At 61.1% G+C, this 24,314-nt stretch carries 29 protein-coding genes; 14 read left to right on the top strand and 15 right to left on the bottom strand.

Annotated features, from left to right (window positions below; genetic code table 11):
* Positions 1-37: 37 nt before the first annotated feature.
* Both RAK1035_RS04210 and RAK1035_RS04205 read left to right on the top strand, forming a co-directional pair.
* Positions 38-1,276 (top strand): sugar transporter, encoded by a 1,239-nt coding sequence (locus RAK1035_RS04210; RefSeq protein ID WP_232279154.1) that lies wholly within the window; start codon positions 38-40, stop codon positions 1,274-1,276.
* Between the two features lie 13 nt (positions 1,277-1,289).
* Positions 1,290-1,964, top strand: coding sequence for an ABC transporter ATP-binding protein (locus RAK1035_RS04205; protein WP_008279688.1), 675 nt, complete (start codon positions 1,290-1,292; stop codon positions 1,962-1,964).
* Positions 1,965-2,007: 43 nt separating this feature from the next.
* Here RAK1035_RS04205 and RAK1035_RS04200 read toward each other — a convergent pair whose 3' ends face one another.
* The 14 genes from RAK1035_RS04200 to RAK1035_RS04135 form a co-directional block, all read right to left on the bottom strand.
* The gene (locus tag RAK1035_RS04200; protein ID WP_008279687.1) at positions 2,008-2,847 is read right to left on the bottom strand and encodes a hypothetical protein; all 840 of its coding nucleotides are present in this window, start codon (positions 2,845-2,847) and stop codon (positions 2,008-2,010) included.
* An 11-nt stretch (positions 2,848-2,858) separates the two neighbouring features.
* Complete coding sequence (locus RAK1035_RS04195) at positions 2,859-5,147, bottom strand: rhamnosyltransferase WsaF family glycosyltransferase (protein WP_112303128.1); 2,289 nt, start codon at positions 5,145-5,147, stop codon at positions 2,859-2,861.
* Between the two features lie 130 nt (positions 5,148-5,277).
* Positions 5,278-7,101, bottom strand: coding sequence for a glutamine--fructose-6-phosphate transaminase (isomerizing) (gene glmS / locus RAK1035_RS04190; RefSeq protein ID WP_008279685.1), 1,824 nt, complete (start codon positions 7,099-7,101; stop codon positions 5,278-5,280).
* Positions 7,101-8,456 (bottom strand): bifunctional UDP-N-acetylglucosamine diphosphorylase/glucosamine-1-phosphate N-acetyltransferase GlmU, encoded by a 1,356-nt coding sequence (gene glmU, locus RAK1035_RS04185; protein ID WP_008279684.1) that lies wholly within the window; start codon positions 8,454-8,456, stop codon positions 7,101-7,103. Before glmU ends, glmS begins: the two co-directional genes overlap by 1 nt.
* A gap of 454 nt (positions 8,457-8,910) precedes the next feature.
* Positions 8,911-9,132 (bottom strand): 50S ribosomal protein L31, encoded by a 222-nt coding sequence (rpmE, locus tag RAK1035_RS04180; RefSeq protein WP_008279682.1) that lies wholly within the window; start codon positions 9,130-9,132, stop codon positions 8,911-8,913.
* An 11-nt stretch (positions 9,133-9,143) separates the two neighbouring features.
* Positions 9,144-9,527, bottom strand: coding sequence for a 50S ribosomal protein L19 (gene rplS / locus RAK1035_RS04175; RefSeq protein ID WP_008279681.1), 384 nt, complete (start codon positions 9,525-9,527; stop codon positions 9,144-9,146).
* A 247-nt stretch (positions 9,528-9,774) separates the two neighbouring features.
* Complete coding sequence (gene trmD, locus RAK1035_RS04170; RefSeq protein WP_008279680.1) at positions 9,775-10,578, bottom strand: tRNA (guanosine(37)-N1)-methyltransferase TrmD; 804 nt, start codon at positions 10,576-10,578, stop codon at positions 9,775-9,777.
* Complete coding sequence (gene rimM / locus RAK1035_RS04165) at positions 10,575-11,084, bottom strand: ribosome maturation factor RimM (protein ID WP_008279679.1); 510 nt, start codon at positions 11,082-11,084, stop codon at positions 10,575-10,577. The genes trmD and rimM overlap by 4 nt, the downstream gene beginning before the upstream one ends.
* A 70-nt stretch (positions 11,085-11,154) precedes the next feature.
* Complete coding sequence (bluB, locus tag RAK1035_RS04160) at positions 11,155-11,784, bottom strand: 5,6-dimethylbenzimidazole synthase (RefSeq protein ID WP_008279678.1); 630 nt, start codon at positions 11,782-11,784, stop codon at positions 11,155-11,157.
* A gap of 18 nt (positions 11,785-11,802) precedes the next feature.
* Positions 11,803-12,180 (bottom strand): 30S ribosomal protein S16, encoded by a 378-nt coding sequence (rpsP, locus tag RAK1035_RS04155; RefSeq protein WP_008279677.1) that lies wholly within the window; start codon positions 12,178-12,180, stop codon positions 11,803-11,805.
* Between the two features lie 49 nt (positions 12,181-12,229).
* On the bottom strand, positions 12,230-12,526 hold the full coding sequence (locus tag RAK1035_RS04150) for a chorismate mutase (protein ID WP_008279676.1): 297 nt from the start codon (positions 12,524-12,526) through the stop codon (positions 12,230-12,232).
* Between the two features lie 34 nt (positions 12,527-12,560).
* Entirely contained in the window at positions 12,561-13,124 is a 564-nt protein-coding gene (locus tag RAK1035_RS04145) for a GNAT family N-acetyltransferase (RefSeq protein WP_008279675.1), read from the bottom strand.
* A 73-nt stretch (positions 13,125-13,197) separates the two neighbouring features.
* Complete coding sequence (gene ffh / locus RAK1035_RS04140) at positions 13,198-14,712, bottom strand: signal recognition particle protein (RefSeq protein ID WP_008279673.1); 1,515 nt, start codon at positions 14,710-14,712, stop codon at positions 13,198-13,200.
* A 154-nt stretch (positions 14,713-14,866) separates the two neighbouring features.
* On the bottom strand, positions 14,867-15,415 hold the full coding sequence (locus RAK1035_RS04135; RefSeq protein ID WP_008279672.1) for a hypothetical protein: 549 nt from the start codon (positions 15,413-15,415) through the stop codon (positions 14,867-14,869).
* Between the two features lie 121 nt (positions 15,416-15,536).
* Between RAK1035_RS04135 and RAK1035_RS04130 the strand changes: the two genes are divergently transcribed.
* On the top strand, positions 15,537-16,418 hold the full coding sequence (locus tag RAK1035_RS04130; protein ID WP_008279671.1) for a LysR family transcriptional regulator: 882 nt from the start codon (positions 15,537-15,539) through the stop codon (positions 16,416-16,418).
* Positions 16,419-16,426: 8 nt separating this feature from the next.
* Positions 16,427-17,320, top strand: a complete 894-nt coding sequence (locus RAK1035_RS04125; protein ID WP_037297019.1) for a DMT family transporter — start codon at positions 16,427-16,429, stop codon at positions 17,318-17,320.
* Positions 17,321-17,332: 12 nt separating this feature from the next.
* Here RAK1035_RS04125 and RAK1035_RS04120 read toward each other — a convergent pair whose 3' ends face one another.
* Positions 17,333-17,677: an ArsR/SmtB family transcription factor gene (locus RAK1035_RS04120; RefSeq protein WP_441346852.1), complete on the bottom strand. Its 345-nt coding sequence runs from the start codon at positions 17,675-17,677 to the stop codon at positions 17,333-17,335.
* A 138-nt stretch (positions 17,678-17,815) separates the two neighbouring features.
* Here RAK1035_RS04120 and RAK1035_RS04115 point away from each other — a divergent pair, with 138 nt between their 5' ends.
* From RAK1035_RS04115 to RAK1035_RS04070, 10 genes are all read left to right on the top strand, one after another.
* Positions 17,816-18,229 carry a universal stress protein gene (locus RAK1035_RS04115; protein ID WP_008279668.1) on the top strand — a complete coding sequence of 138 codons (414 nt, stop codon included), beginning with the start codon at positions 17,816-17,818 and terminating at the stop codon, positions 18,227-18,229.
* A gap of 199 nt (positions 18,230-18,428) precedes the next feature.
* Positions 18,429-18,770 (top strand): AtpZ/AtpI family protein, encoded by a 342-nt coding sequence (locus RAK1035_RS04110; protein ID WP_008279667.1) that lies wholly within the window; start codon positions 18,429-18,431, stop codon positions 18,768-18,770.
* Positions 18,760-19,542: a F0F1 ATP synthase subunit A gene (locus tag RAK1035_RS04105; RefSeq protein WP_037296858.1), complete on the top strand. Its 783-nt coding sequence runs from the start codon at positions 18,760-18,762 to the stop codon at positions 19,540-19,542. Before RAK1035_RS04110 ends, RAK1035_RS04105 begins: the two co-directional genes overlap by 11 nt.
* A gap of 100 nt (positions 19,543-19,642) precedes the next feature.
* On the top strand, positions 19,643-19,879 hold the full coding sequence (locus RAK1035_RS04100; protein ID WP_008279665.1) for a F0F1 ATP synthase subunit C: 237 nt from the start codon (positions 19,643-19,645) through the stop codon (positions 19,877-19,879).
* A gap of 85 nt (positions 19,880-19,964) precedes the next feature.
* Positions 19,965-20,498: a F0F1 ATP synthase subunit B' gene (locus tag RAK1035_RS04095; protein ID WP_008279664.1), complete on the top strand. Its 534-nt coding sequence runs from the start codon at positions 19,965-19,967 to the stop codon at positions 20,496-20,498.
* A gap of 5 nt (positions 20,499-20,503) precedes the next feature.
* Positions 20,504-21,064 (top strand): F0F1 ATP synthase subunit B, encoded by a 561-nt coding sequence (locus RAK1035_RS04090; RefSeq protein WP_008279663.1) that lies wholly within the window; start codon positions 20,504-20,506, stop codon positions 21,062-21,064.
* 349 nt (positions 21,065-21,413) lie between these two features.
* Positions 21,414-21,797, top strand: coding sequence for a succinate dehydrogenase, cytochrome b556 subunit (gene sdhC, locus RAK1035_RS04085; protein WP_008279661.1), 384 nt, complete (start codon positions 21,414-21,416; stop codon positions 21,795-21,797).
* 10 nt (positions 21,798-21,807) lie between these two features.
* Positions 21,808-22,179 (top strand): succinate dehydrogenase, hydrophobic membrane anchor protein, encoded by a 372-nt coding sequence (sdhD, locus tag RAK1035_RS04080; RefSeq protein ID WP_008279660.1) that lies wholly within the window; start codon positions 21,808-21,810, stop codon positions 22,177-22,179.
* A gap of 12 nt (positions 22,180-22,191) precedes the next feature.
* On the top strand, positions 22,192-23,994 hold the full coding sequence (gene sdhA / locus RAK1035_RS04075) for a succinate dehydrogenase flavoprotein subunit (protein WP_008279659.1): 1,803 nt from the start codon (positions 22,192-22,194) through the stop codon (positions 23,992-23,994).
* Positions 23,994-24,314 (top strand): hypothetical protein, encoded by a 321-nt coding sequence (locus RAK1035_RS04070; protein ID WP_008279658.1) that lies wholly within the window; start codon positions 23,994-23,996, stop codon positions 24,312-24,314. The genes sdhA and RAK1035_RS04070 overlap by 1 nt, the downstream gene beginning before the upstream one ends.

Raw genomic sequence — 24,314 nt, 5'->3', positions numbered from 1 at the left:
AGATGTGATCGGACAACAACAGACCAAAGAGCAAGATTTGAACCAGTCCAATTCTCCTGCGGAAAAAGCGGCTCAACCCTCTGAACAGGGTGCCGCCCCCAAGACTGGGCCGGGTCCGAACGTGGTTCAGGCCCCTTCCGGCAAGATGTCCTTGCGTCCGCCTGCAAGGCCGGCGGGTATTCGCACGCGGCATGTTCTCATTGCCCTCAGCTTTGTGATTTGGGTGATTCTGCCAGTCGTAGTGTCGGGCGGGTATCTCTACACAGTCGCACGTGACCAATACGCAAGCCATGTCGGCTTTTCGGTGCGCACAGAGGAAATCGGTTCTGCCATCGAGCTCTTGGGCGGCATCACCGAATTGTCGGGGTCCAGCTCTTCGGACACGGATATTCTCTACGAATTCATCCAGAGCCCGCAAATCGTGCGCGCCGTCCACGATCAACTTGATATGGCACGGATTTATCAGCGCTCCGGCGATCCGGTTTTCACGCTCGGCGAAGATACAAGGATCGAGGCGTTGCTGTCCTATTGGCAGCGCATGGTCAAGATTTTCTATGATCGCAGCAGTGGTCTTGTGGAAATCCGCGTGCTCGCCTTTGAGCCGCAAGACGCCAGAGCCGTGGCAGAGGTTGTGTTTGCCGCGAGCAGCAACATGATCAACCAGCTGTCGGCCATCGCCCGCGCCGACGCCATGCGCTACGCCGAAGAAGAACTGGCGCGCGCCGAGGATCGGCTCAAAGTATCCAACCGGTCGCTCACCAGTTTCCGCAACCGGACACAGATCGTCGATCCGGCGGCCGATGTTCAGGGGCAAATGGGTCTGTTGAATTCGCTCAGCGCACAGATGGCTGAGGCACAGATCGAGCTTGAGCTTTTGCTCGATAATGCCAACGAAAGCGACCCGCGCGTCAATCAGGCCAACCGCAAGATTGCGGCGATCCAGAAACTGATCAACGAAGAGCGGTCGGCTTTCGGTGGCGCTTCTGGTGTGTCCGGGGTTCAGCAGTATTCTGAATTGATCGAAGAGTATCAGGCTCTCGAACTTGAACGGCAATTCGCCGAAAAGAGCTATCTTTCTGCGCTTGCCGCGCGCGACGTTGCCTTGGCCGAAGCGCAGCGGCAATCGCGCTATCTGGCCACCCATATTTCCCCGACCTTGGCCGAAACTGCCGAGTATCCACAGCGCGAATTGCTGTTGCTGATGATCTCAGGCTTCCTGCTCTTGTCCTGGTCGGTCCTGGTGATGGTCTATTACTCCTTGCGCGACAGGCGCTGAGCGGACACGTCCGATGATCGAGATACGCAACCTGTGCAAGACCTTCGTGCTCAACGGGCGGCGCAAGGTGGTTGCTGACAACATTTCCGCGGTTTTCCCGGATCGCACGGCGGTGGCCATTCTCGGTCGCAATGGTGCGGGCAAGTCGAGCCTGCTCAAGATGTTGTCGGGGTCCATGGACCCCGACAGCGGAGAGGTGATCAGCACCGGCACGATTTCTTGGCCAGTGGGCTTTGCCGGTAGCTTCCATCCTGAGATGACCGGGCTACAGAATGTCCGCTTCATTGCCCGGGTATATGGCGTCGATACTGCGGAACTTGTCGATTTCGTCGCTGATTTCGCGGGGCTGGGCCAGCATTTCAACTTGCCGGTGCGCACCTATTCCTCAGGCATGCGCTCGCGCCTCGCGTTTGGGGTGTCGATGGGCATCCACTTTGAAACCTATCTCGTGGACGAGGTGACAGCGGTCGGCGATGCTGCCTTTCGTGAAAAATCCGAATTGCTTTTTGCTGAGCGGATCACGCAGAGCGGGGCGATCATGGTGACGCATAACATGGGGCAGGTTAAACGCCTCTGCTCGCTTGCCGGTGTGCTCGAGGATGGGCATCTCAGCCTTTATGACGATGTCGACGCGGCCATCGCGCACCATCAGGAATTGATGAAAAGCGACAAGGCGGCTTCGGGCTGATCACGCCCTGACCGCGCAAACGCTTCTGTTACACCGGCGTTTTTCAGGCGTCCGTGTCACGGGGCACGGGGGCGCGGTTGTCAAAGCCGAATTGCGCCAGAAGAGCCTCGTTATGCGGTCTAAACTGCTCTTCCAGCCAAGCGACCCGTTCTGGATTGCGGCCCATATCCGGTTCCTGCGTGTGGTGAAACGCATTAAGAAACATTTGCTTAATGTCGTCATCAGCACAGGCCGGATCCAGCATGGATGCCGCGATGATATCGCAGTCCTGCATCCTTAAAGAGGGGTTGGTCTCGTGATGCGGAACGTCCCAGACCATATCTTGAGGCTGACCCAGAACGGTATCGAGAACAGATTTGATGTTGCGATGGCTGTCCAGAATGATCGGTAGCTCGGGAAACAGCTTGCTCCAATTCGTCAGATAGGCGGCGGGCTTCATCGTGTCGATCCGACGTTTGGCAAAGGTCTCGAAATCGCGGCCCCCATAAGGTTTGCGCTCTGCCAGAAAGGTATCGAAAAACTGCTTCATGAATTGCGAATAGTCACCAAACACGAAATCACTGAATGGGCGCAGGAAGACCAGCAGTTGCACAGCAATCCCGGCCTTTTTGGTGATCTCGGCAAGCGCAATGCCCCGCTTTGACAGCGAATAGAGATCCTCATGGCTCAGCACCACCGTATGCGCCCCCTCTGCGAACATGGCGTCGATCTCGGCTTGGCTGATCTCTGCCAGATGCGCAGCATTGCCCGGATGCGAGCCCTCAGGCGCAGGATAGTGAATGCCCTGCCGCAAGAGCGTCTCAGAATTCTGCACCATCACGCGCTGGAGGTAGGTCGAGCCACATTTGGGCGAGCCGATGTGCAGAATGATCTTTTGTGCCATGGTGCAGATATCTAGATTCGTGCAAGCTGTGTGGCAAGCCGATTGGCAAGATCGTCGATCATGTCTTCGGGATGACTGCCTAGATCGCGCAGATCAATCTCGCGTTCAGATCGGCTCACGGGTGCTGCGTGCCATGCGAGGCCAAGTGCGTCGGCCAAATCCGGTGCCGTGGCAGGCACCGACAGGATGGCGGGGCTCAACCGGCTCAGGTCCTTTGGGCCAAATCCATTGGTCACAACCCGTACCCCGGCCGCAGCCATTTCCAGCGGTGGATGACTGGGATGAGGCGAATACATCAGCGACAATCCCAAATCGACTGTACCTAAATAGTCGGGATAATCTTCCCAAGGCAACTTACCGAGGCTCCGCAAAACATGCCCGCCCGGCAGGGCGACATCACTGTGATGCTGGCCGATGGATACAAGCTCGATATCCTCAGGGCCCAAATTCTCTTTGCTGACAAACCGCGCAAGCGCCTCGATTGCGGTGGCATACATATTGCGCGGCACATCTGGCCGCCCATAGAGCGCCAGACGGCGCGGCCCCTTGCCCGCTGCCCGGCGCGTGACATGACTATAGCGTTCAATGTCGATTGAGGGGTGAAACGCCAGAACATCCCCGGTGGCAAAGCCGAACCCCTGATTAGCGAACCAATCGCGCAACAGGGTCGTGTTGAACACCGGCTCGAAATCAAAGTGATAGCTGGCCATGGCATCGGCGAATTCCGGGCCCCAGGCATAGAAATGCGGCTCGTAATCCTGAATGAGATAGAGAAACCGGGTTTGCGCCATCTCATGCCGCCGGATCAACCTTTCGGCGACATGCGCGCTCCACCATGCCGTGGCCATGAACATATCCCCGGAATGGAGCGGTAGGGTTTCGTTCTGCACGCCGCAGAGCAGGCTGATGCGCGCGGCTGTCGCTTCCCGGTCCTGACCCTGCCCAAGGCGCCCCAACACAAAGCTGCGTGAGGTGCCCGGAGAGGACATCGGGAGATCGGTGGCAATGAAGCGCACAGGATAACCCCGCACCGCAAGACCCAGCCCGATGTCCAACGCTGTGGCGATGCCTGCAAAAATCTCAGTCGGGTTAAGCGTCGGCACCAGAATATTCAGCGCGGCATGGGGTGCAGTGAACTCCGGCACAAAGCGCGGTTCCTTGCGCAGATCAACAATGCTCTCGTGCTTGACCGGTGGCTTTGCCGGTGCTGTCAGGTTGCGCGGCGGACGCGGTGACATCCCCGGCGAGAGCGAATAAAGCCGTGTGTCAAATCCGTCGATCGCGCTCTTGAGGCCTGGCCCAAACGCTTCCCGCAGCGTCCAGACGGCACGGCCGATACTGACCACGGCAAATCCCGCTGCGATCCGTGCTAACCCCGCATGCCCCTGCAGGCCCAACACAACCGCATCGCGCAAATGTGTCCCCATGCCGCGCATCCGCCGCAGATAGGGGCGCAGCGGCGCGGTTTTGGCCTCGCCATGGCTCAGGCTGCCATCGGTGACGGCATCGCTCAGCCGGTTATAGGTCGATTGCCCAAGGTATCGCGCCAGCGCATAGGCAGTCGCCTCCTTGCGCATCCACATGGCATCGGGGCGCTTCCAGCGCGGTCCTCGGGGCTGGATGCGGTCAATCGCGCCCATCACATTGCTTTGATGCTGGCGATAATCGACGAGGGCCGCGTCGATCAGATGCACGCCGCCCGTTGCCGCAGCCAACAGGCCAAGCCAGAGGTCATGGTAAAAATGCACCCCGCTCTGCGGCGGAAAGGGTAGCGCCAACCGCACCAGCCGGGGCCGCATCAGCGTGGTCATGCCGGTGATGTTATTGCGATAGAGCAGGCCGCGCAGGCCGGGGTTTTTCTTGCGCCGCTCAAAGGCGAACATCGAGCGGTGCAGCACGGTTGTGCCATCCGGCCCGACGAGGCGCGCATCGCTATGCACAAGATCGGCACCGCTTTTGACCAGGGCTGCAACGCCGCGCTCCAGACGATCCGCATGCCAGATGTCATCCTGATCGCAAAGGGCGATGAGCGCTGCGTCTTCGCCCAGCCCCTCGGCGTCGATCAGGCGCAGCGCCTCGCTTAGCCCCGCCTCAAAGGCGCGCACAGAATCTAGCGCGACATCGCCGGAAACCAGCGTCAGCGGCAGGCCCGGTGCTACAGCCATCGCCGTCTCGAGGACCAGATCCTTTGAACAGGTGTCCGCGATAACGGCCACCAAATGACAGTCGGTATGAGACTGCTCCGCAAGCGACCGGATCTGCTGCGCCAGATACTCAGGCTCCGGCTGAAATACAGCCATTATGATGAAAATGCGAGGCGTCATCATGTCCTGAGTGATCGAAATAGTCTCTGCGCTCTAACCGAGCCCTCCTGCCAATGCAAGCCACGCACGTCCGACATGGGGGGTTCGGCCTGCGTCACCTCTCTTGTCATTCGACCGTAACAGATTTTGCAAGGTTTCTGGGCTGATCCACATCGGTCCCTTTGGCCACGGCGGTGTGATAGGCGATCAACTGTGCGGGCAGGGCATAGAGGATGGGTGCCAGAATGGGATCGGTATCGGGCAGGGTGATGGTCTGCCACACGCAATCGCCTGCCTGCGTCACACCCCGCGCATCTGACACCAGCAGGATACGACCGCCGCGCGCCATAACCTCTTGCATGTTGGAAACGGTCTTGTCGAACAGCGCATCGCAGGGTGCCATAACAACCACCGGCATCGTCTCGTCGATCAGCGCAATTGGTCCATGCTTCAACTCGCCCGAGGCATAGGCCTCGGCATGAATATAACTGATTTCCTTGAGCTTCAGCGCTCCCTCCAGCGCCAGTGGATACATCAATCCACGCCCGAGAAACAGCGCACTAGGTGCAGTCGCAAGCTGGCGCGCGATGGCTCTGATCTGTTCGTTGCGTTCCATCGCGGTATTGAACGTGGCGGGCAAGGCGCGCAGCCCGGACAAGAGATCCGCCAGACGTTCCGCCCCGACATGGCCCCGGTCCTGGGCCGCCTTGAGCGCCAAAAGCAGGAGCACGGTCAACTGACAGGTAAAGGCCTTGGTCGAGGCCACGCCAATCTCGGCCCCGGCATGAATCGATAGCGCCAGATCGCTTTCGCGGGCGATGGAACTCTCGGGCACATTGACCACGGACACGATTTTTGCCGCGCGCCCCTGCATATAGCGCAGTGCTGCCAGCGTATCGGCGGTCTCGCCGGATTGGCTGACAAAGAGCGCGGTTGTGCCTGGGCTCACGGGCGGCTCACGATAGCGGAACTCAGAGGCGATATCGACTTCGACCGGCAGGCGTGCCAATTGTTCGAACCAGTATTTCGCAGTGAGACAGGCGTAATAGGCGGTGCCACAGGCCACCAGAGTCAGCCGCTCCACTTTTGCAAAGTCTGGCACGCCTTCTGGCAGGGTCAGGCGGGTTCCATCGCTGCTCAGGTAATGCCCAAGCGCCGCGCCGATCACCGAAGGTTGTTCGGCGATTTCCTTGGCCATGAAATGCCTGTGCCCGGCCTTGTCCACGCGGGCGGCCTCGATCTCGATGGTCTTGATCGGGCGGTTGGCCAGATGGCCATTGACGTCTGTGATCACAAGGCTGTCGCGCGTTACGACGGCAATGTCACCCTCTTCCAGATAGGTGATCCGGTCGGTCATCGGGGCCAGAGCGATGGCGTCTGAGCCCACGAACATCTCACCGTCGCCATGGCCCACGGCCAACGGGCTGCCGCGTCGCGCCGCGACCAAAAGATCAGCCTCGCCTTCAAACAGAAAACAAAGCGCATAGGCCCCCTCTAGCCTCGCGATTGTGGCGCGTGCCGCTTCGACCGGTCCCATGCCCTGCTGCATGAAATGATGCGCAAGAAGGGCCACGGTCTCGGTGTCGGTTTCAGTCTCATGGGCGATGCCATGCGAGGCCAGTTCTGCCCGCAGCGCCCGGAAATTCTCGATAATGCCATTATGCACCACGGCCACCGGGCCAGAACGGTGCGGATGCGCATTGGCCTCAGTGGGCGCGCCATGTGTGGCCCAGCGGGTATGGCCAATCCCCGCCTTGCCCGCCAAGGGATTATGGACCAGCAGATCGGCCAGATTCACCAGCTTGCCCACCGCGCGGCGGCGATCTAGGCGCCCGTCGTTGATCGTGGCGATCCCGGCGCTGTCATAGCCGCGATATTCCAGCCGCTTGAGCGCTTCAACCAGCAGCGGTGCCGCCTCGTGATCCCCCAGAACTCCGACAATCCCACACATCAGTTTGATCCTTTGTCGCGTTTTCCGGCGCGTGCTTTCAACATATCGAACAGCTTGCGCGCGCGCCCCGGCATGTCCACCTGTGGGGCGCGTGCAATGGCCAGCGCGTCCGGGGCCACATCGCGCGTAATCACCGATCCCGAGCCGGTCATCGCCCCGTCCCCCAGTGTCACCGGGGCCACCAGCATCGTGTTCGAGCCCACGAAAACCCGCGCACCGATCACCGTTTCATGCTTGCTTACACCGTCGTAATTGCAGGTGATGGTGCCCGCGCCGATATTGCTCTCGTCGCCTACACGCGCATCGCCGATGTAGCTCAGGTGATTGACCTTGGCCCCCTCGCCGATCAGCGCATTCTTCACCTCAACGAAATTGCCAATGCGGGAATGTTCCGCCAATTCAGTGCCGGGGCGCAGGCGGGCATAGGGGCCCACCACCGCGCCACGCGCCACATGACAGCCCTCAAGATGGGAAAAGGCGCGGATATGCGCGCCCGTCTCGACCGTGACGCCGGGGCCAAAGACCACATAAGGCTCGACCAGACTATCGCGGCCCAACCACGTGTCATAGGCAAACTGCACCGTATCAGGCGCGACAAGCGTCACGCCAGTTTCCAGCGCCTCGGCCCGTTTGCGCGTCTGAAACGCGGCTTCTGCCCGTGCGAGTTCGGCGCGGGAATTGATGCCCATCGTCTCGGCCTCGTCGCAAGTAACAGCGGTTGCCGATAACCCCCGCGCCCGCGCCAGACCCACGATGTCGGTCAGGTAATACTCGCCCGCCGCATTCGCATTGCCCACCTCTGAAATCAGATCGAAAAGCAGCGCTGCCGGTGCCAGAACCACGCCGCTATTGCAGAGCGTGATCGCGCGCTCGGCCTCGGTCGCATCCTTGAATTCGACAATTTTAACAAGGTCTTGTCCCTGCATCACCAACCGGCCATAGCGGCCCGGATCAGCCGCCTCGAACCCCAGCACAACAATGTCATGGGCGGCGCGCGCCGCCTGCATCCGTTCCAGCGTTTCAGGCTGAACAAAGGGTGTGTCGCCATAGAGCACCAGCGCATCGCCCGGATAATCCACCAGACGCGGCGCGGCTTGCGCCACCGCATTTGCAGTTCCCAGTTGCTCGGACTGGATTACGATCTCTGCGGTCTCGTCAAAGTCATGGGCCGCTGCACGCACCGCCTCGGCCCCGTGCCCGGCCACCACGATCACCTGATCTGGCTCCAATGTCGCGCCTGCCTGCATGGCATGCCCTAACATCGGCGCGCCGCCGATAGGATGCAGCACTTTGGGAAGGTCGGAATTCATCCGCGTCCCCTGACCTGCTGCCAATATGATCAGTGCCGTCGCCATTCTGCGCCCTTTGCCCGTATGCCTGTCCGTTTTATCCGGTTGCGGCACAGGTGCAAGGGTGGGGGCTGGTTCAGCTAAAAATCGCCCAGATTATCGACAACTTTAACCTCTCCTTCACGCCAACCGGGTGCTGTAGTCCTGCTGCAACCCATTGCAGCGCAAGGAGGTGAGGAAACTGAAAGAACCCGACTTTCGGAAATGGATGGTTTTACTTGCAGCGGGCACGCTGCTCGTTGGGATCATCCGGCTCTTGATGGGGATCTAACCCCTGAAAGAAAAGACCCTGCGGAGTAGCAGCTCCGCAGGGTCACGTTTTCGGTGAGGACACTGAAAACCGATTTTCGGATGTCCTGTTTATACCCCAATCCTTACCAAAAAGTAAAGCTGCGCCGGTGCCCCATGCAAAACGCCGCCCCAAAGGGCGGCGTTTGTCGTATCCGGCTGGAAACAGGGTTTAGAACCCGAGACCAGCGTATTTGTTCTTGAACTTGGACACACGGCCACCGGCATCCATCAGACGCGAGCTGCCACCGGTCCAGGCGGGGTGCACCGTGGGGTCGATGTCAAGCGACAGCGTGTCGCCCTCTTTGCCATAGGTCGAGCGCATCTGAACGATGGTGCCGTCGGTCATCTTGACGTCGATGACGTGATAATCGGGGTGGATGTCTTTTTTCATCGTACCAATCCTTACGCGGAAGCGCCCGATTGGGCCTTGTAGTTGGAATCCTCTGCAATACGCGCAGACTTGCCGCGACGCGAGCGCAGGTAATACAGCTTGGCGCGACGTACGCGACCACGGCGAACAACCTCGATGTTGTCGATGTTGGTCGAATAGAGCGGGAACATACGTTCCACACCTTCGCCAAAGGAAATCTTGCGGACCGTGAAAGAACCGGCGATGCCCTTGCCATTCTTCCGGCTGATGCAGACGCCTTCAAAGTTCTGAACGCGGCTACGGGTGCCTTCGGTCACTTTGTAACCGACGCGGATCGTGTCGCCGGCTTTGAAATCGGGAATGGTCTTCCCGAGGGCGGCAATCTGTTCCGCCTCCAACTGAGCGATAATATCCATCGCTTCTCTCCTGATTTGCTTGCGGTTTTTCCCGCAAAGATGTCTCGCGTCCTCAGAGCTCTTGGTCTTCTTCCGGGTCCGCAGATGCGCCCGCCAGAGTTCAGGTCGTCCTTGTCTGTGATCCGTTTGCCGGGGCTGCCGCAGGCGACCGAAGAAAGTCTGGCGGGAGATTTAGCCAATAACAAACGCACCCGGAGCCGCAACCGATTCCAAGCAAGGCGGTGTATAGGCGCAAGCGTGGGCTGGATCAAGCCTTGTCAGGATGGGTTCTGCGGTGTTTTCCCCACAGATCGGGGCGTCGTTCGGCGGTCAGCCGCTCGGACATCGCGCGCCGCCATTCCGCCACCTTGGCGTGATCGCCAGAGGTCAATACCTCGGGGATGACCCGGCCCATCCATTCGGCGGGGCGGGTATAGTGCGGATGCTCCAGCAACCCGTTGGAATGACTTTCTTCTTCCGTGCTCTCGGCATTGCCCAGAACACCGGGCAACAGGCGCACACAGGCGTCGATCATCGCCTGTGCGGCTATTTCACCGCCGCTCATAACGAAATCGCCCAAAGACACCTCTTGGATGCCATAATGCTCGATCACGCGCTCATCCAGCCCCTCGAACCGGCCACAAATAAGGGTGACACCGGGGCGTTGCGACAGGTCTTGTGCCATGGCCTGATCAAACCTACGACCACGCGGGCTCAGGTAAATCAGCGGCCAGCCGGGCGGGGTGCCCGCCATCACCTCGTCAATCGCACGCCCCATCACATCCGCGCGGATCACCATGCCCGCGCCACCCCCGGCGGGCGTATCATCGACATTGCGATGTTTGCCCTCGCCATAGGGGCGCAAGTCAATGGCATCGAGCGCCCAAAGACCGTTTTGCAGCGCGCGTCCTGTCAGGCTCTCGCCCAACACACCGGGAAAGGCTTGTGGGACAAGGGTAATCACCCGCGCTGTCCAAACCCCCGCCAGTTCCGGCGTGGGCGTGATCAACTCGCGCGGGGTCATGGTGGCGCGGATGGATTTGCGCCCATGCGAGCGGGGGGTATCGCTCATGTCAGGCCATCGGGCGGATCGGCGATGATGCGCCCTGCGGCCAGATCGACGGTCGGCACCGCTTCGGTGGTAAAGGGCAACAGGATGGTTGCAGACATCCCCGGCGCATGGATTTCCAGAATGTCGGACGCGCCGTGGTTGAGCACGGCCTTGACCCGCCCCAATACCGCGCCGCCGGTGTCATACACCTCAAGCCCGATCAGATCAGCGTGATAGAATTCATCATCCGGCAGATTGGGCAATTGCGCGCGCAGCGCATAGAGCCGCATGCCGCGCAGCGCATCGGCGGCCTCTTTGGTGCTGATGCCAGAGAGTTGCGCGGTCAAGCCATTGGTGGTCTGGCCCGTCAGGGTCACGTCAAAGGCGCGTGCGCCATCCTCGGTGCTCAGCGGGCTATAGGCCGCGATGTCTTCGGGCATGGCGGTAAAGCTCTTGAGCCGCACCTCGCCACGCACGCCGAATGCGCCGCCGATGGCACCTACGCAAATGCGGTCACTGTCGCTCATGGGGTTGTCTCCGGTTGTGCGGATAGGGGGATGATCCGCTCAATTCCCTTGATGCGCAACAGGGTCATGCTCAGCGCACCTCGGTTGGCAGGGTTGGACGGCGGGTTTCCCATCCGGCCAGCTCTAATTCGGGTGTGTCGCTCGCGGTCTCGGGCCAGCCGACGCACAGATAGGCCACCAGCGCCCAGTCAGCGGGTACCTCAAGATCGCGCGACAACTGCTCAGGGTCGAGGATCGACACCCAACCCACGCCCAGGCCCTGCGCGCGCGCCGCCAGCCAGAAATGCGTGATCGCGCCCACCACCGAATAGCGGCGCATCTCTGGCATGGTGCCGGCCCCCAGACCTGCGCCCTTGTCGGTTGCCTCGTCGCAATAAATCGCCAGTTGCACCGGGGCCTCTTGCATCCCCGATAGCTTCAAGCCCGCGTAAACGCGCGCCTTGTCGCTCTCATAGCCCGCCAACGCCTGCGCATTGGCTGTGGTGAAATTCTCTAGCGCCGCAGCGCGCGCGCCGGGCGATTGCACCCGGATCACGCGCCATGGTTCGCTCAGCCCCACAGAGGGCGATAGAAGAAAGGTGTCGAGGCAGTCTTGCAAGACAGCCTCTTCCACCGCGTCCCGGCGAAAGCGGCGCACATCGCGCCGCCATCGCATGAGATCGCGCAGACCGGTCTGGAAGTCCTTGGAAAATTGCGACATTCCAGCGCCTTTCCAGTCTTATTCCTCGGCGGCTGCCTCTTCGGCAGGGGCGTTGGCGGCCTCGGCCTTGGCGGCTTTCTCTGCAGCGCGCTCTTGCGCTTTCTTGCCCGGAACGGCCTTTTTCAGGTTTGCACGCTCTTTCTTGGCAACAATACCTGCGGCTTCCAGCATGCGGCTGATGCGGTCGGTCGGCTGTGCGCCCTGTGCCAGCCAGTGCTGAACGCGCTCGATGTCCATCTTGACGCGATCTTCGCTGTCTTTCGGCAGGAGCGGGTTATAGGTGCCCAGCTTCTCGATAAAGCGGCCATCGCGCGGCATGCGGCTGTCGGCCGCGACGATGCGGTAGAAGGGACGCTTTTTGCTGCCACCACGGGCGAGACGGATTTTCATGGCCATTTGATATTCTCCTTATAATGGCGTGGGTTTGGCGGGGCTCAGGCCCACCTTACGATTGGTGCTTTTGGTGATGTCGGATCACCTCGGCGATGATGAAGTTCAGAAACTCCTTGGCAAAGGCGGGGTCCAGATCAGCCGCTTTTGCCAATTCTTCGAGCCGTTCGATCTGTTGCGCCTCGCGCGCGGGATCGGACGGGGGAAGGTCGTATTCAGCCTTGAGTTTCCCCACGGCCTGCGTGTGCTTGAAACGCTCGGCCAGCGTAAAGACGAGGATCGCGTCGAGCCGATCAATGCTCTGGCGATGCTCCTTGAGAAGCTGCGCGGCAAGGGCGGTTGCGTCAGTCATGCGAGACTCCGGCGGCTGAAAGAAAAAGCGTGGGTCATGCGTAGGCCTCAACCGAGCCGTCATCATCGCGGCCAGAGGCGGCATCGGGGCCGGGATGGCGATAAAGCAGGTCGCGGCCCATGTGGATGTTGTCATATTCCCGCTCGAACCACGCGCCCAGCCGTTCGGCCAGCGCGACAGAGCGCGTATTGCCCGGCACGATATTCGAGGTCAGCGTATCAAAGCCCAGATCTTCATAGGCATAGCGGCGCGCGCGCGCGGCGGCCTCATAGGCGATGCCGCGCCCCTCGAACCCGGCATAGAGCGCCCAGCCCAATTCCGGCTCGGGCCAACCTTCGGGGTTCCAGATGCCCGCGATGCCTGCGATCTCGCCCGTGTCTTTCATCTCGATCGTGAAATACCCATAGCCGTGGATATGCCAATGCCCGACGTTGAGCGCGAACCACCGCCACGCCTCGCCCCGGTTGGGTGATGACCCAAAGCCCTCGGACCGGCTCCGGTCGAGCAGAAAGGCGATTGTGGGCTCAATATCCCGTTGCTCTGGTCCACGCAGGACAAGGCGCGGCGTTTCCAGTGTGGGCGCTTGGGTGAGGGTCATGGCCGGGTCCCCCTCTGGCGGGGTGCCGGTTGCGGGGTCGGATATGAGTATTTATGCCAAGAAGAAGCCATGGTCACTTCTTCTTGCCAAAGCCAGAGAGGCCGGGGGGCAGGCCCATGCCGCCGCCGAGGCCCGGCAATTTGCCACCCAGACCACCCATACCGCCGGGCAGCTTGCCGCCCAATGCCTTGGCCGCTTCTTCCATGGCCTGCGGGTCGTTCATATCGGGCATGCCGCCCTTGCCAAACATGCCTTTCATCGCCTGTTTCAGCATGCCGCCTTTGCCCATCTTGCCCATTTTCTTCATCATATCCGCCATCTGGCGGTGCATCTTGAGCAGCTTGTTGAGGTCAGACACATCCATGCCCGATCCGGCAGCGATCCGTTTTTTGCGGCTGGCCTGAAGCAGCGCGGGATTGGCGCGCTCTTTCTTGGTCATCGACTGGATCATGGCGATCTGGCGGGTGAGCATCTTGTCGTCAAACCCGGCATCTTCGACCTGTTTGGCCATCTTGCCCATGCCGGGCATCATGCCCATCAGCCCCTGCATGCCACCCATCTTTTGCATCTGCTCAAGCTGACCCTTGAGGTCGTTCATGTTGAACTGACCCTTGGCCATGCGGCGCATCATCTTTTCGGCCTCAGCCGCCTCGATGGTCTCCTGTGCCTTTTCCACAAGGGCCACGATATCGCCCATGCCCAGAATGCGGCCTGCGATACGGTCCGGCTCAAAGGTTTCGAGCGCATCCATCTTTTCGCCAAGGCCGACAAAGCGAATGGGCTTACCGGTAATCGCGCGCATCGAGAGCGCCGCACCGCCGCGCCCGTCCCCGTCCATCCGGGTAAGAACAACGCCGGTCACGCCGATCTTGTCGTCAAACTCGGTGGCGACGTTGACGGCATCCTGACCAGTCAGGCCATCGACCACGAGCAGGGTTTCGCGGGGGTTGGCCACATCCCGCACCGCCGCCGCCTGCGCGATCAGCTCTGCGTCGATATGCAGCCGTCCTGCGGTGTCGAGCATGTAGACATCATAGCCGCCAAGCGCCGCTTGCGTCTTGGCGCGTTTGGCGATCTGAACCGGGTCTTCGCCCTTGACGATGGGCAGGGTATCGACGCCAATCTGTTTGCCCAGAATGGCCAGTTGTTCCATCGCCGCCGGGCGGTTGGTATCAAGCGAGGCCATCAGCACCCGCTTGCCCTCGCGGTCCTTCAGCCGCTTGGCCAGCTTGGCGGTGGTGGTGGTCTTCCCCGAGCCTTGCAGACCGACCATCAGAATCGGCGCAGGCGGGTTGTCGATCTTGAGCGCGCCGGGATCGCCTTCGCCGCGCAATGTCTCGACCAGCGCGTCATGCACGATCTTTACGACCTGCTGGCCGGGTGTCACGGATTTGGTGACAGCCTGCCCAGTGGCGCGGCTCTCAACCGTCTTGATGAAATCACGCGCGACGGGCAGGGAAACGTCGGCCTCCAGCAGGGCGACACGCACCTCGCGCAGGGCGGTTTTCACATCCTCTTCAGACAGCGACCCCTGTTTGGTCAGCCGGTCAAAGACACCGGAGAGGCGTTCGGATAGATTTTCAAACATCGCTCAGGCTCCTATGCCGGTTGCTGCCATGTCACCCCATATAGGGGCAACGGTTCAAACGATAAACGCCCCCGTGGGCGCAACGCGCTGACGGGGGGCGATCCCGACACAGGGCCGGGACCGGAAGCATGGGCCTCCGGGATTGCGTGGGCGTTTAGCGCGCGGGTGGGGCAGAGTCAAGCATGGGGTCAGGACCGCGCAACTCGGCCAACCAGTGATTGATCGCGCGCACCACCTCAGCCGACGCGCGGCTGCTGTCATAGATCTCGGTGATCGGATGCAAGAGCGGCGCGCCGCCCGCCCCATCACGCAGAACAAGCGTGGGGCGATGCACGGGGCGGCGCACGCGCGACGGATCGGTGCTTGTCTCGCCGCCCGATAGCGTGCTCTCGCCCGTGGCGCGGATCACGTCCGAGAGGTCAAGGACCGTCTCGCGGTGACGCAGGATGGTTCGGCTGCGCAAAATCGCGGTGCCCGCGCGCGCATCCAAGATCACTTGCAGACGTTCAACAAAAATACACACACCTGCAAAGCCCAACCCGCCGCCGCCGATCAAAAAGACCAGCCCGCCAACAAGGGTCTGCGGCATAACCAAAAGGCCGACACCTGCAAACAAAACTGTGAACAGGCCCAGCATGATCGCCATGAACCAAGGCATGTCCTCGATCATCAAAAGATCTGGGCTGCTATGCGTGACTTTCATCGGTTGGCCGCTGCTGTGAGAGACGCGTACAGGCTACGCGCATTACGGGTGATTGCAACCGCCGCGTCGCCGCCGCATAGTTGCTAGGCGAACGGGATAGCTGGGCAGGGTGATCGGCGTGATGGAGAATTGGGACGAGGTGCGGACCGCCTATAATGTGGCGCGGATCGGCACCGTGAGCGGCGCGGCCGAGGTGCTGGGCGTGCATCATGCCACCGTTATCCGCCACATCGACGCGCTCGAAGAGAGGCTGGGCGTCAAGCTCTTTCAGCGCCATGCGCGGGGCTATACCCCGACCGAGGCGGGCGAAGACCTGTTGCGCGTGGCGCAGGCCACCGATGACCAGTTCAATCAGTTGGCCGGGCGGATCAAGGGGCAGGGCAACGATGTCTCGGGCGAGTTGGTCGTGACTTCGGTTGGCGGGCTCAGCCATCTGCTTGTGCCGGTGCTGGCCGCGTTTCAAGAGATGTATCCGGCATTGGTGGTGCGTTATTTGACCGGCGACCGCCTGTTTCGGCTTGAATACGGCGAAGCGCATGTTGCGATCCGCGCAGGCGCTGTGCCGGATCAGCCCGATAACGTGGTACAGCCGTTCTTTCAGCAGCAGTTCACGCTTTATGCCAGTGAAAGCTACGTCGCGCGCCATGGCCTGCCCAAAGGGCCCGAGGATCTGCCGCATCACCGCTTTGTCGGCGCGGATGATCCCAAGACACGCGCGCCGTTCCTGCGCTGGTTGCAGGACAATGTGCCGGGCGAGGCCATCGTGTTTCGCTCGGGCGATGTGCATGCACAACGCAACGCCATCCTAGCCGGGGCTGGGATCGGATTCACCTCGGTCTTGCAGGCCGCAGAAATGCCGGGGCTTATCCAGGTGACGCCGCCCCGTCCTGAATGGGCGGCCCCCCTTTGGCTGGTCACTCATATGGACCTGCACCGCACCACCAAAGTGCAAGCGTTCCTGAACCATCTCAAAGAGCGCGCGGCGGCATGGCCAGTGACGTGAGCGCGGGCATGACGCCTGCGCTCAAGGGGCATCTGGCGATGCTCTGTTTCTCTGGGCTGGTGGCGGGATCATTCGCGCTTGGGTCTATGGCGGCGCAGCATATCGCCCCCGCCGCCCTCAATGCGCCGCGTTTCTTGCTGGCCGCCGTGATCCTTGGCACAGGGGCGATGCTGGGCCGAGGCATTCCGCGCCGCACATGGTCTGCCCCATGGCGCTACCTCCTGCTGGGTGGCGCGATGGGCCTGTATTTCGTGATGATGTTCGAGGGGCTCAAGACCGCAGCGCCAGTTTCGGCAGCGGCGGTCTTTACGCTTACGCCGATCATGGCGGGCATCGCCGGCTATCTGCTCTTGCGCCAGATCACAACGCCGCGCATGGCGGTTGCCTTGGGCGTCGGGGCGATGGGCGCGCTTTGGGTCATCTTTCGCGCTGATGTCTCGGCGCTCATGGCGTTCGAGGTCGGGCGCGGCGAGGCGATCTATTTCTTCGGCTGCGCGGCCCATGCCATCTATACGCCGCTGGTGCGCCGCCTCAATCGCGGCGAGCGTCCGGTGGTGTTTTCCTTTGGAACGATGCTTGGGGCGGCGCTCTTGGTGACAGCCGCAGGTTGGGGCGACCTGCGCGCGACCGATTGGTCAAGCTTGCCCGCCATCGTCTGGATCACCATTGTCTACACGGCGGTCTTTGCCACGGCGATAACCTTTGTCTGCCTGCAATACGCCAGCCTCAACCTGCCCAGTGCCAAGGTGATGGCCTATACCTATCTCACCCCCACTTGGGTCACGCTCTGGCAGACGGCGTTGGGGCATCCCTTGCCACAGCCGGTGGTGCTGATGGGGGTGGGGCTGACGGTGGTTGCGCTGGTGCTGTTGCTAAAGGATGAAAGTGCCGCGATCACCTAGCGGCCTCACATCTCAGCCCTCATCCGGCAGTTCTGCCTTGAGAAACCGCTCGAACGCATCAAGATTGACTGCCTCGAACTGCCCAAAGCTCTGCATCCAGATCGAGGCATCGCGCAGCGCGTCCGGTTCCAGCTTGCACCATGTCACGCGGCCCCGGCGTTCCTGAGTGATCAGCCCGGCGCGGCCCAGAATGCCCAGATGCTTGGAAATCGCGGCAAGGCTCATCTCGAATGGCTCCGCCACATCCGTGACCGCCATGTCATCCTCCAGCAGCATCGACAGGATCGCGCGCCGGGTGGGGTCGGCGAGGGCGGCAAAGACCATATCAAGGGCGATCGCATTCTGCATGCCCTTCATAAGCCCAAGCGCGCGCCCCGCGTCAACGGCTGATCCATGCCGGGTGGGCTGAAACCGCCCTTGATCTGTGACAAGGTCGGGCGGCGCACCAGCCATTAGGCTGGGCGGACGCAAAACGGAAACACGAAAGGAAAGACGATGTTCTCGACAATCCTGGTTCCGGTCGATCTGCTCCACAAGGACACATTGGCCAAAGCGCTCGACGTGGCGGGGGATCTCGCCAAGCGGCATGGGGCGCGTATCATCGTGGCGGGCGTGGGCGGTGAACTGCCCAATGAGCTTGGCCATAACGCCGCCGAATTCACGCAGACCCTTCACAGCTTTGCCGAAAACCTGCGCAACAAATACGCCGTCACGGTCGAGGCCGAGCCGATCATCAGCCATGACCCCGAGGTCGAAACAACCTCGGCGCTGATGCAGGCAATCGAGCGAAGCGGTGCCGATCTGGTGGTCGTGGCCAGCCATGTGCCCGGCTTTCTCGAGCATATCTTTGCCTCGCATGGGGGCTATATCGCGCAACACGCCAAGGTCTCGGTCTTTGTCGTGCGCTGAAACTCAACCAAACGGTTGAATATACCAAACCGCCCCAGATCGCCTTTGGGGCGGTTGCGACGGAATGACCGCCCTGCATCTTCTTGGTAAAAATACTCAATAAAACAACGCTTTAACCTGGCGTCACGCAGGGGTCTCTGGCGCTTGACTCAGGCGTGCTCAGGACGTAGCACATGCGCAACATCCTGAGGGGGCTCCCGTGACCGATCCCGAGCAGCGCGCGCAACTGGCAGAGCTGGAAGCGAAGATAGCGAGGCTCAAGGCCAAGGACGCACCACGGCCCCATCAGGAAGAGCATTATTCTCAGGCCCAGATGGCTTGGCGAATGGTGATCGAGCTGGTGGCCGGTCTTTTGATCGGTTTCGGCATGGGATACGGGCTTGATGTTCTCTTGGGGACGATGCCGGTGTTCCTTGTCATCTTCACGTTGCTGGGGGTGGCCGCGGGCGTCAAAACGATGATGCGCAGCGCCGCCGAAATCCAGCAAGGCATGGACAAGCCCGCGCAAGGCGGGGATGAGAGGGCAAAGAATGGCGACTGAAGCGCACGGTGCCGGGGAACCCGGTCTGGTTTTCCACCCGATGGATCAGTTCATGGTCAAGCCGCTCTTTGGCGAGGGTGCCGTGGGCGTGTTCACACTGACCAACGTCACCTTGTGGATGGCGCTGACAGTGCTCGCGATCATTGCGCTCATGGTCATGGGCACATCGCGCCGGGCAACGATCCCAAGCCGCACGCAATCCGTGGTCGAGCTGCTATATGATTTCATCCGCAAGATGGTCGAGGATGTGGCGGGCAAGGATGCGCTGGTGTTCTTCCCCTATATCATGACGCTGTTTCTCTTCATCCTCTTCGCCAACTTCTTGGGCCTCTTGCCGATGGCCTTTACCACCACCAGCCATATCGCGGTGACGGCAGTGATGGCGATGATGGTTTTCCTGACCGTGACCGTTGTCGGTTTTGTGAAACATGGTGTGGGTTTTCTGGGGCTCTTCTGGGTCAGTTCCGCGCCGCTCGCGCTGCGCCCGGTGCTGGCGCTGATCGAGGTGATTTCCTACTTCGTGCGTCCCGTCAGCCACTCCATTCGTCTTGCCGGTAACATGATGGCCGGTCACGCCGTGGTCAAAGTGTTCGCCGCCTTCGCGCCGATGATCCTGATCTCGACCGGGATCGGCATCGTGGTGACGCCGCTCTCGATCCTTGCCATCTCGACCATCTATGCGCTCGAGGTGCTGGTGGCCTTCATTCAGGCCTATGTCTTTACCATCCTGACCTGTGTGTATCTCAAGGATGCTCTGCACCCGAGCCACTAACAGGATGTGGTGGGTTTCACCCACCCTACCAAACGACGGCGGGTTCGCCCGCCCCACGACCAACCGATCAATGCCAATTCCAACGTAAGGAGACATCACTATGGAAGGCGATATCGTTCAAATGGGTGCATATATCGGCGCTGGCCTGGCCTGCATGGGCATGGGCGGGGCTGCGATGGGTGTGGGCAATGTTGCCGGCAACTTCCTCGCTGGCGCGCTGCGCAACCCTTCGGCCGCTGCTGGCCAGACCGCGACGCTGTTCATCGGCATCGCCTTCGCAGAAGCGCTGGGGATTTTCTCGTTCCTCGTCGCCCTTCTGCTGATGTTCGCTGTCTAAGTCTCTCGGGTAGCTGATCCTTACGGCTGGGGGGTGGCGCAACGCCGCCCCTCGGTGACACGGAACTTTCCCCTAGGAGGACGACATGGCAAGCGAAACGCATGACGCCGCTGGTCAAGCCGCATCCACGCCGGGCTTGCCCCAGCTGGATTTTACGACCTTTGGCAACCAGATTTTCTGGCTCCTCGTCACGCTGGTCGTGATTTACTTTGTCCTGTCGCGCATTGCGCTGCCGCGCATTGCGGCCGTGCTGGCAGAGCGTCAGGGGGCCATTACCAACGACCTCGCCGCTGCCGAAGATCTCAAGGTCAAGGCTGTCGAGGCCGAACAAGCCTATCTCAAGGCGTTGGCCGATGCCCGCACCGAGGCGCAGACCATCGTGGGTCAGGCCAAGGCCGAGATCAAGGCAGAGCTGGACGCCGCAACCGCCAAGGCGGATGCCGAGATTGCCGCGCGTGCGGCAGAAGGCGAAAAGAAGATTGCCGATATCCGGGCCACTGCGATGGACAGCGTCAAAGAAGTGGCCGTTGCAGCCGCTGCCGAGATCGTTGCCGTCATGGGTGGCAAGGCCGACGAGAAAACCGTCGGGGCCGCTGTTGCCGACCGGATGAAAGGATAATCGCCATGCAAAAGATGCTTTTGACCATGGTTGCCGCCGTCTTCGCCAGCCCCGCGCTGGCGGCTTCGGGTCCGTTCTTTTCGCTCTCCAACACGAATTTCGTGGTCCTGCTCGCCTTCCTGCTCTTTGTTGGCTTCCTGATTTACGTCAAGGTGCCGACACTCTTGGGCAAAAAACTCGACGAGCGTGCCGCCAATATCAAGGGCGAACTCGACGAGGCGCGCGCCCTGCGCGAAGAGGCACAGACCTTGCTGGCCAGCTACGAGCGCAAGCAAAAAGACGTGCAGGCACAAGCCGACCGGATCGTGGCGCAAGCCAAGGAAGAGGCGAACGCCGCCGCCGAAGAGGCTAAGGAAGAGATCAAGGCTTCGATTGCCCGCCGCATGCAGGCCGCCGAAGAACAGATCGCCAGCGCCGAGGCACGGGCCATCCGCGACGTACGCGATCAGGCTGTTGTCGTGGCGGTTGCCGCCGCGCGTGATGTGATCGCCAAGCAGATGACCGCCGCTGATGGAAATGCATTGATCGACGCGGCCATTGCGGATGTAGAAGCCAAGCTGCACTAAACAGCGTCATGGCACAGAATAGGCCCGGGTCGTAAGCGCCCCGGGCTTTTTCTTGTCTGCTTGACTTTTGTGATCACAAAACCATGCGCTGTCCGGGCGAGTCCTAAGAGAGTTTCCCGCACCAGCCCAGAGACTCAGGGAAACCATCAGGGAAAACCTGATTCCCATTGGCCTAATTTGTGATCACACGATTATTTACGTGATCACAAAAGCAATATTTTTGCGGCCAATTGCCTCAAAACAGGGGTTTTGGCGCGCGGGACAGGTGACAGCGCCGAGAAAAAGTATAACAAGAAACCCAGCAAAAGACGGCTGTCGCGCCGCCCGCCATCTGCAAAGGAGTTGCTCCATGGCTGAAACCAAACCGGTTGAACGCCCGCTTTCGCCCCACCTGCAAATTTATCGCCCACAACTGACCTCGATCACCTCGATCCTGACACGGATCACCGGCAATGCCCTGATCGTGGCGGCGCTTCTGATCGTGTGGTGGCTTTTGGCGGCCTCTACCTCTGACGCCTATTTTGCCATGGCCGATGCGGTGCTGACCTCTTGGTTTGGCGATCTGGTTCTGTCCCTCTCGGCTTGGGCGGTGTGGTATCACTACCTTGCGGGGCTGCGGCACCTTTATTTCGATGCGGGCAAGGGAATGGACATTCCCACCGCCGAGAAACTCGGTTGGGGCTGCATCATCGGCTCGGTCGTGCTGACCGTCATCACCCTGCTTCTGGTCTGAGGAGAGCATCATGCGTTATCTGACCGCACGCAAACGCGCCGAGGGCAAAGGGGCCGCTGGCACCGGGACCGAACATTTCTGGTATATGAAACTTTCGGGTGTTGGCCTTGCCCTGATCATCCCGGTGTTTCTTGTGGCCTTTGGCCGCGCCCTTGGCGGTGACCGCGCCGAGGTGCTGGCCGCCTTTTCGCATCCGGCCATGGCCATTCTCACCGGCCTCGTGATTTTCTTTGGCCTGCGCCACTACGCAAGCGGCGCGCAGACGATGATCGAGGATTACAGCCACGGCAGCACGCGCCGGGGCCTGATTATTGCCGTGACCGTTCTAAGTTACGGGCTGATCGCCACCGGGCTTTTCGCCCTTGCCAAGATCGCGCTGTGAGGACCTGAACAAATGGCTGCTTATGAATACGAGACGCATGATTATGACGTCGTGGTTGTCGGCGCGGGCGGCGCGGGACTGCGGGCGACACTCGGCATGGCCGAACAGGGGCTGCGCACGGCCTGCGTGACCAAGGTTTTCCCGACCCGCTCGCACACCGTTGCGGCACAGGGCGGCATTGCCGCAAGCCTCGGCAATATGGGCCCCGATAGCTGGCAGTGGCATATGTATGACACGGTCAAGGGTTCGGATTGGCTGGGCGATACCGACGCAATGGAATATCTCGCGCGCGAGGCGCCCAAAGCGGTCTATGAGCTGGAACATTACGGCGTGCCGTTCTCGCGCACCGAAGAGGGCAAGATCTATCAGCGCCCCTTTGGCGGCCATACCACCGAATTTGGAGAAGGCCCGCCCGTGCAGCGCACCTGTGCCGCCGCTGACCGCACCGGCCATGCCATTCTGCATACGCTCTATGGTCAAAGCCTCAAGCAAAAGGCCGAGTTCTACATCGAATATTTCGCCATTGATCTGGTGATGACCGATGGGGCCTGCACCGGCGTCGTTTGCTGGAAACTCGACGATGGCACCATCCACGTCTTCAACGCCAAGATGGTCGTACTGGCCACCGGCGGCTATGGCCGCGCCTATTTTTCGGCGACCTCTGCCCATACCTGCACCGGCGACGGTGGCGGCATGGTGGCGCGCGCCGGTCTGCCGCTGCAAGACATGGAATTCGTGCAATTCCACCCCACCGGCATTTTCGGCGCCGGGTGCCTGATTACCGAGGGTGCGCGTGGCGAGGGCGGATACCTCACCAATTCCGAGGGCGAGCGTTTCATGGAACGCTACGCGCCCAATTACAAGGATCTCGCCCCCCGCGACTATGTCAGCCGCTGCATGACGATGGAAATCCGCGAAGGGCGCGGCGTGGGCGCGGATGGCGATCACATCCACCTCAACCTCAGCCACCTGCCGCCCGAGGCGCTGCATCTGCGCCTGCCCGGCATTTCCGAGTCTGCCCGCATCTTTGCCGGCGTTGACGTGACCAAGGAGCCGATCCCGGTTTTGCCCACCGTGCATTACAACATGGGCGGCGTGCCGACGAATTACTGGGGCGAGGTGGTCAATCCCACTCAGGACAATCCCCATGCCGTCGTCCCCGGCCTCATGGCTGTGGGCGAGGCGGGCTGCGCCTCCGTGCATGGCGCGAACCGGCTTGGCTCCAACTCGCTCATTGACCTTGTGGTCTTTGGCCGCGCTGCTGCCATTCGCGCAGGCAAGGTGGTGGATCGCGACTCGGCCGTGCCCGCCACCAACAAGGCCGAGGTGGACAAGGCGCTCAGCCGCTTTGACGGGCTGCGCCATGCCACCGGCGCTGTGCCCACCGCCGAATTGCGGCTCGAAATGCAGCGCACGATGCAGGCCGATGCCGCCGTGTTCCGCACCTCGAAAACGCTGGCCGAAGGCGTCGAGAAGATGAAGACCGTCGCGGCCAAGATGGATGACATCAAGGTCACGGACCGTAGCCTTGTGTGGAACAGCGACCTGATGGAAACGCTGGAACTGACCAATCTCATGCCCAATGCGCTCGCCACGATCTTTGGGGCCGAGGCCCGGCAAGAAAGCCGCGGCGCGCATGCGCATGAAGATTTCAGCACCCGCGACGACGAGAAATGGCGCGTTCACACGATTGCGCGTGTCGACGGCAATTCCGTCGATCTCAGCTATCGCCCGATCATCACAACGCCTCTGACAGACGAGGATCAGGGCGGCATCAGCCTCAAAAAGATCGCGCCAAAGGAACGGACGTTCTGATGCGGATCGCCTTGGCCTGTCTCGCGCTTGCGGCCCTTACCGCCTGCGAGGCGACCAATCAGGTCGCCGACACCCTCGCGCGCGAGCGAGCTAAGAGCGTGGTCAACACAGTCGTCGCACAGCGCTTTCCGGGCCTCAACGCTGCCCCGATCACCGATTGCGTGATTGATGCCGCCTCTGCCGGAGAGATCATTCAGATCGCAAGCGCCAGCGTGTCAGGCGTAACACCTGAAACCACGCAGCAAGTGATCGCAATCGCACAGCGCCCCGAGGCCGTGCAATGTATTGCCCAAAATAGCCTGACCCTCTTGGGCGGCTGA

This window comes from Roseovarius sp. AK1035 (assembly GCF_003288315.1).
GTDB lineage: Bacteria > Pseudomonadota > Alphaproteobacteria > Rhodobacterales > Rhodobacteraceae > Roseovarius > Roseovarius mucosus_A.
The sequence above is the reverse complement of the archived record's forward strand: the minus strand, read 5'-3'. Positions and strand labels throughout refer to the sequence as shown.

What these genes read in the sequence shown, in the direction of transcription:
- bluB (WP_008279678.1), bottom strand. Translation starts at nt 11,784, where the DNA reads ATGTCGCAATTTTCCAAGGACTTCCAGACCGGTCTGCGCGATCTCATG.
- sdhC (WP_008279661.1), top strand. Translation starts at nt 21,414, where the DNA reads ATGGCTGAAACCAAACCGGTTGAACGCCCGCTTTCGCCCCACCTGCAA.
- RAK1035_RS04105 (WP_037296858.1), top strand. Translation starts at nt 18,760, where the DNA reads ATGGCGACTGAAGCGCACGGTGCCGGGGAACCCGGTCTGGTTTTCCAC.
- RAK1035_RS04130 (WP_008279671.1), top strand. Translation starts at nt 15,537, where the DNA reads ATGGAGAATTGGGACGAGGTGCGGACCGCCTATAATGTGGCGCGGATC.
- RAK1035_RS04100 (WP_008279665.1), top strand. Translation starts at nt 19,643, where the DNA reads ATGGAAGGCGATATCGTTCAAATGGGTGCATATATCGGCGCTGGCCTG.
- sdhA (WP_008279659.1), top strand. Translation starts at nt 22,192, where the DNA reads ATGGCTGCTTATGAATACGAGACGCATGATTATGACGTCGTGGTTGTC.
- RAK1035_RS04120 (WP_441346852.1), bottom strand. Translation starts at nt 17,677, where the DNA reads ATGAAGGGCATGCAGAATGCGATCGCCCTTGATATGGTCTTTGCCGCC.
- trmD (WP_008279680.1), bottom strand. Translation starts at nt 10,578, where the DNA reads ATGAGCGATACCCCCCGCTCGCATGGGCGCAAATCCATCCGCGCCACC.
- RAK1035_RS04125 (WP_037297019.1), top strand. Translation starts at nt 16,427, where the DNA reads ATGACGCCTGCGCTCAAGGGGCATCTGGCGATGCTCTGTTTCTCTGGG.
- sdhD (WP_008279660.1), top strand. Translation starts at nt 21,808, where the DNA reads ATGCGTTATCTGACCGCACGCAAACGCGCCGAGGGCAAAGGGGCCGCT.
- RAK1035_RS04200 (WP_008279687.1), bottom strand. Translation starts at nt 2,847, where the DNA reads ATGGCACAAAAGATCATTCTGCACATCGGCTCGCCCAAATGTGGCTCG.
- rplS (WP_008279681.1), bottom strand. Translation starts at nt 9,527, where the DNA reads ATGGATATTATCGCTCAGTTGGAGGCGGAACAGATTGCCGCCCTCGGG.
- RAK1035_RS04135 (WP_008279672.1), bottom strand. Translation starts at nt 15,415, where the DNA reads ATGAAAGTCACGCATAGCAGCCCAGATCTTTTGATGATCGAGGACATG.
- RAK1035_RS04090 (WP_008279663.1), top strand. Translation starts at nt 20,504, where the DNA reads ATGCAAAAGATGCTTTTGACCATGGTTGCCGCCGTCTTCGCCAGCCCC.
- rpsP (WP_008279677.1), bottom strand. Translation starts at nt 12,180, where the DNA reads ATGGCCATGAAAATCCGTCTCGCCCGTGGTGGCAGCAAAAAGCGTCCC.
- RAK1035_RS04195 (WP_112303128.1), bottom strand. Translation starts at nt 5,147, where the DNA reads ATGGCTGTATTTCAGCCGGAGCCTGAGTATCTGGCGCAGCAGATCCGG.
- rimM (WP_008279679.1), bottom strand. Translation starts at nt 11,084, where the DNA reads ATGAGCGACAGTGACCGCATTTGCGTAGGTGCCATCGGCGGCGCATTC.
- RAK1035_RS04150 (WP_008279676.1), bottom strand. Translation starts at nt 12,526, where the DNA reads ATGACTGACGCAACCGCCCTTGCCGCGCAGCTTCTCAAGGAGCATCGC.
- RAK1035_RS04070 (WP_008279658.1), top strand. Translation starts at nt 23,994, where the DNA reads ATGCGGATCGCCTTGGCCTGTCTCGCGCTTGCGGCCCTTACCGCCTGC.
- RAK1035_RS04115 (WP_008279668.1), top strand. Translation starts at nt 17,816, where the DNA reads ATGTTCTCGACAATCCTGGTTCCGGTCGATCTGCTCCACAAGGACACA.
- RAK1035_RS04145 (WP_008279675.1), bottom strand. Translation starts at nt 13,124, where the DNA reads ATGACCCTCACCCAAGCGCCCACACTGGAAACGCCGCGCCTTGTCCTG.
- glmU (WP_008279684.1), bottom strand. Translation starts at nt 8,456, where the DNA reads ATGGCGACGGCACTGATCATATTGGCAGCAGGTCAGGGGACGCGGATG.
- RAK1035_RS04205 (WP_008279688.1), top strand. Translation starts at nt 1,290, where the DNA reads ATGATCGAGATACGCAACCTGTGCAAGACCTTCGTGCTCAACGGGCGG.
- glmS (WP_008279685.1), bottom strand. Translation starts at nt 7,101, where the DNA reads ATGTGTGGGATTGTCGGAGTTCTGGGGGATCACGAGGCGGCACCGCTG.
- rpmE (WP_008279682.1), bottom strand. Translation starts at nt 9,132, where the DNA reads ATGAAAAAAGACATCCACCCCGATTATCACGTCATCGACGTCAAGATG.
- ffh (WP_008279673.1), bottom strand. Translation starts at nt 14,712, where the DNA reads ATGTTTGAAAATCTATCCGAACGCCTCTCCGGTGTCTTTGACCGGCTG.
- RAK1035_RS04095 (WP_008279664.1), top strand. Translation starts at nt 19,965, where the DNA reads ATGGCAAGCGAAACGCATGACGCCGCTGGTCAAGCCGCATCCACGCCG.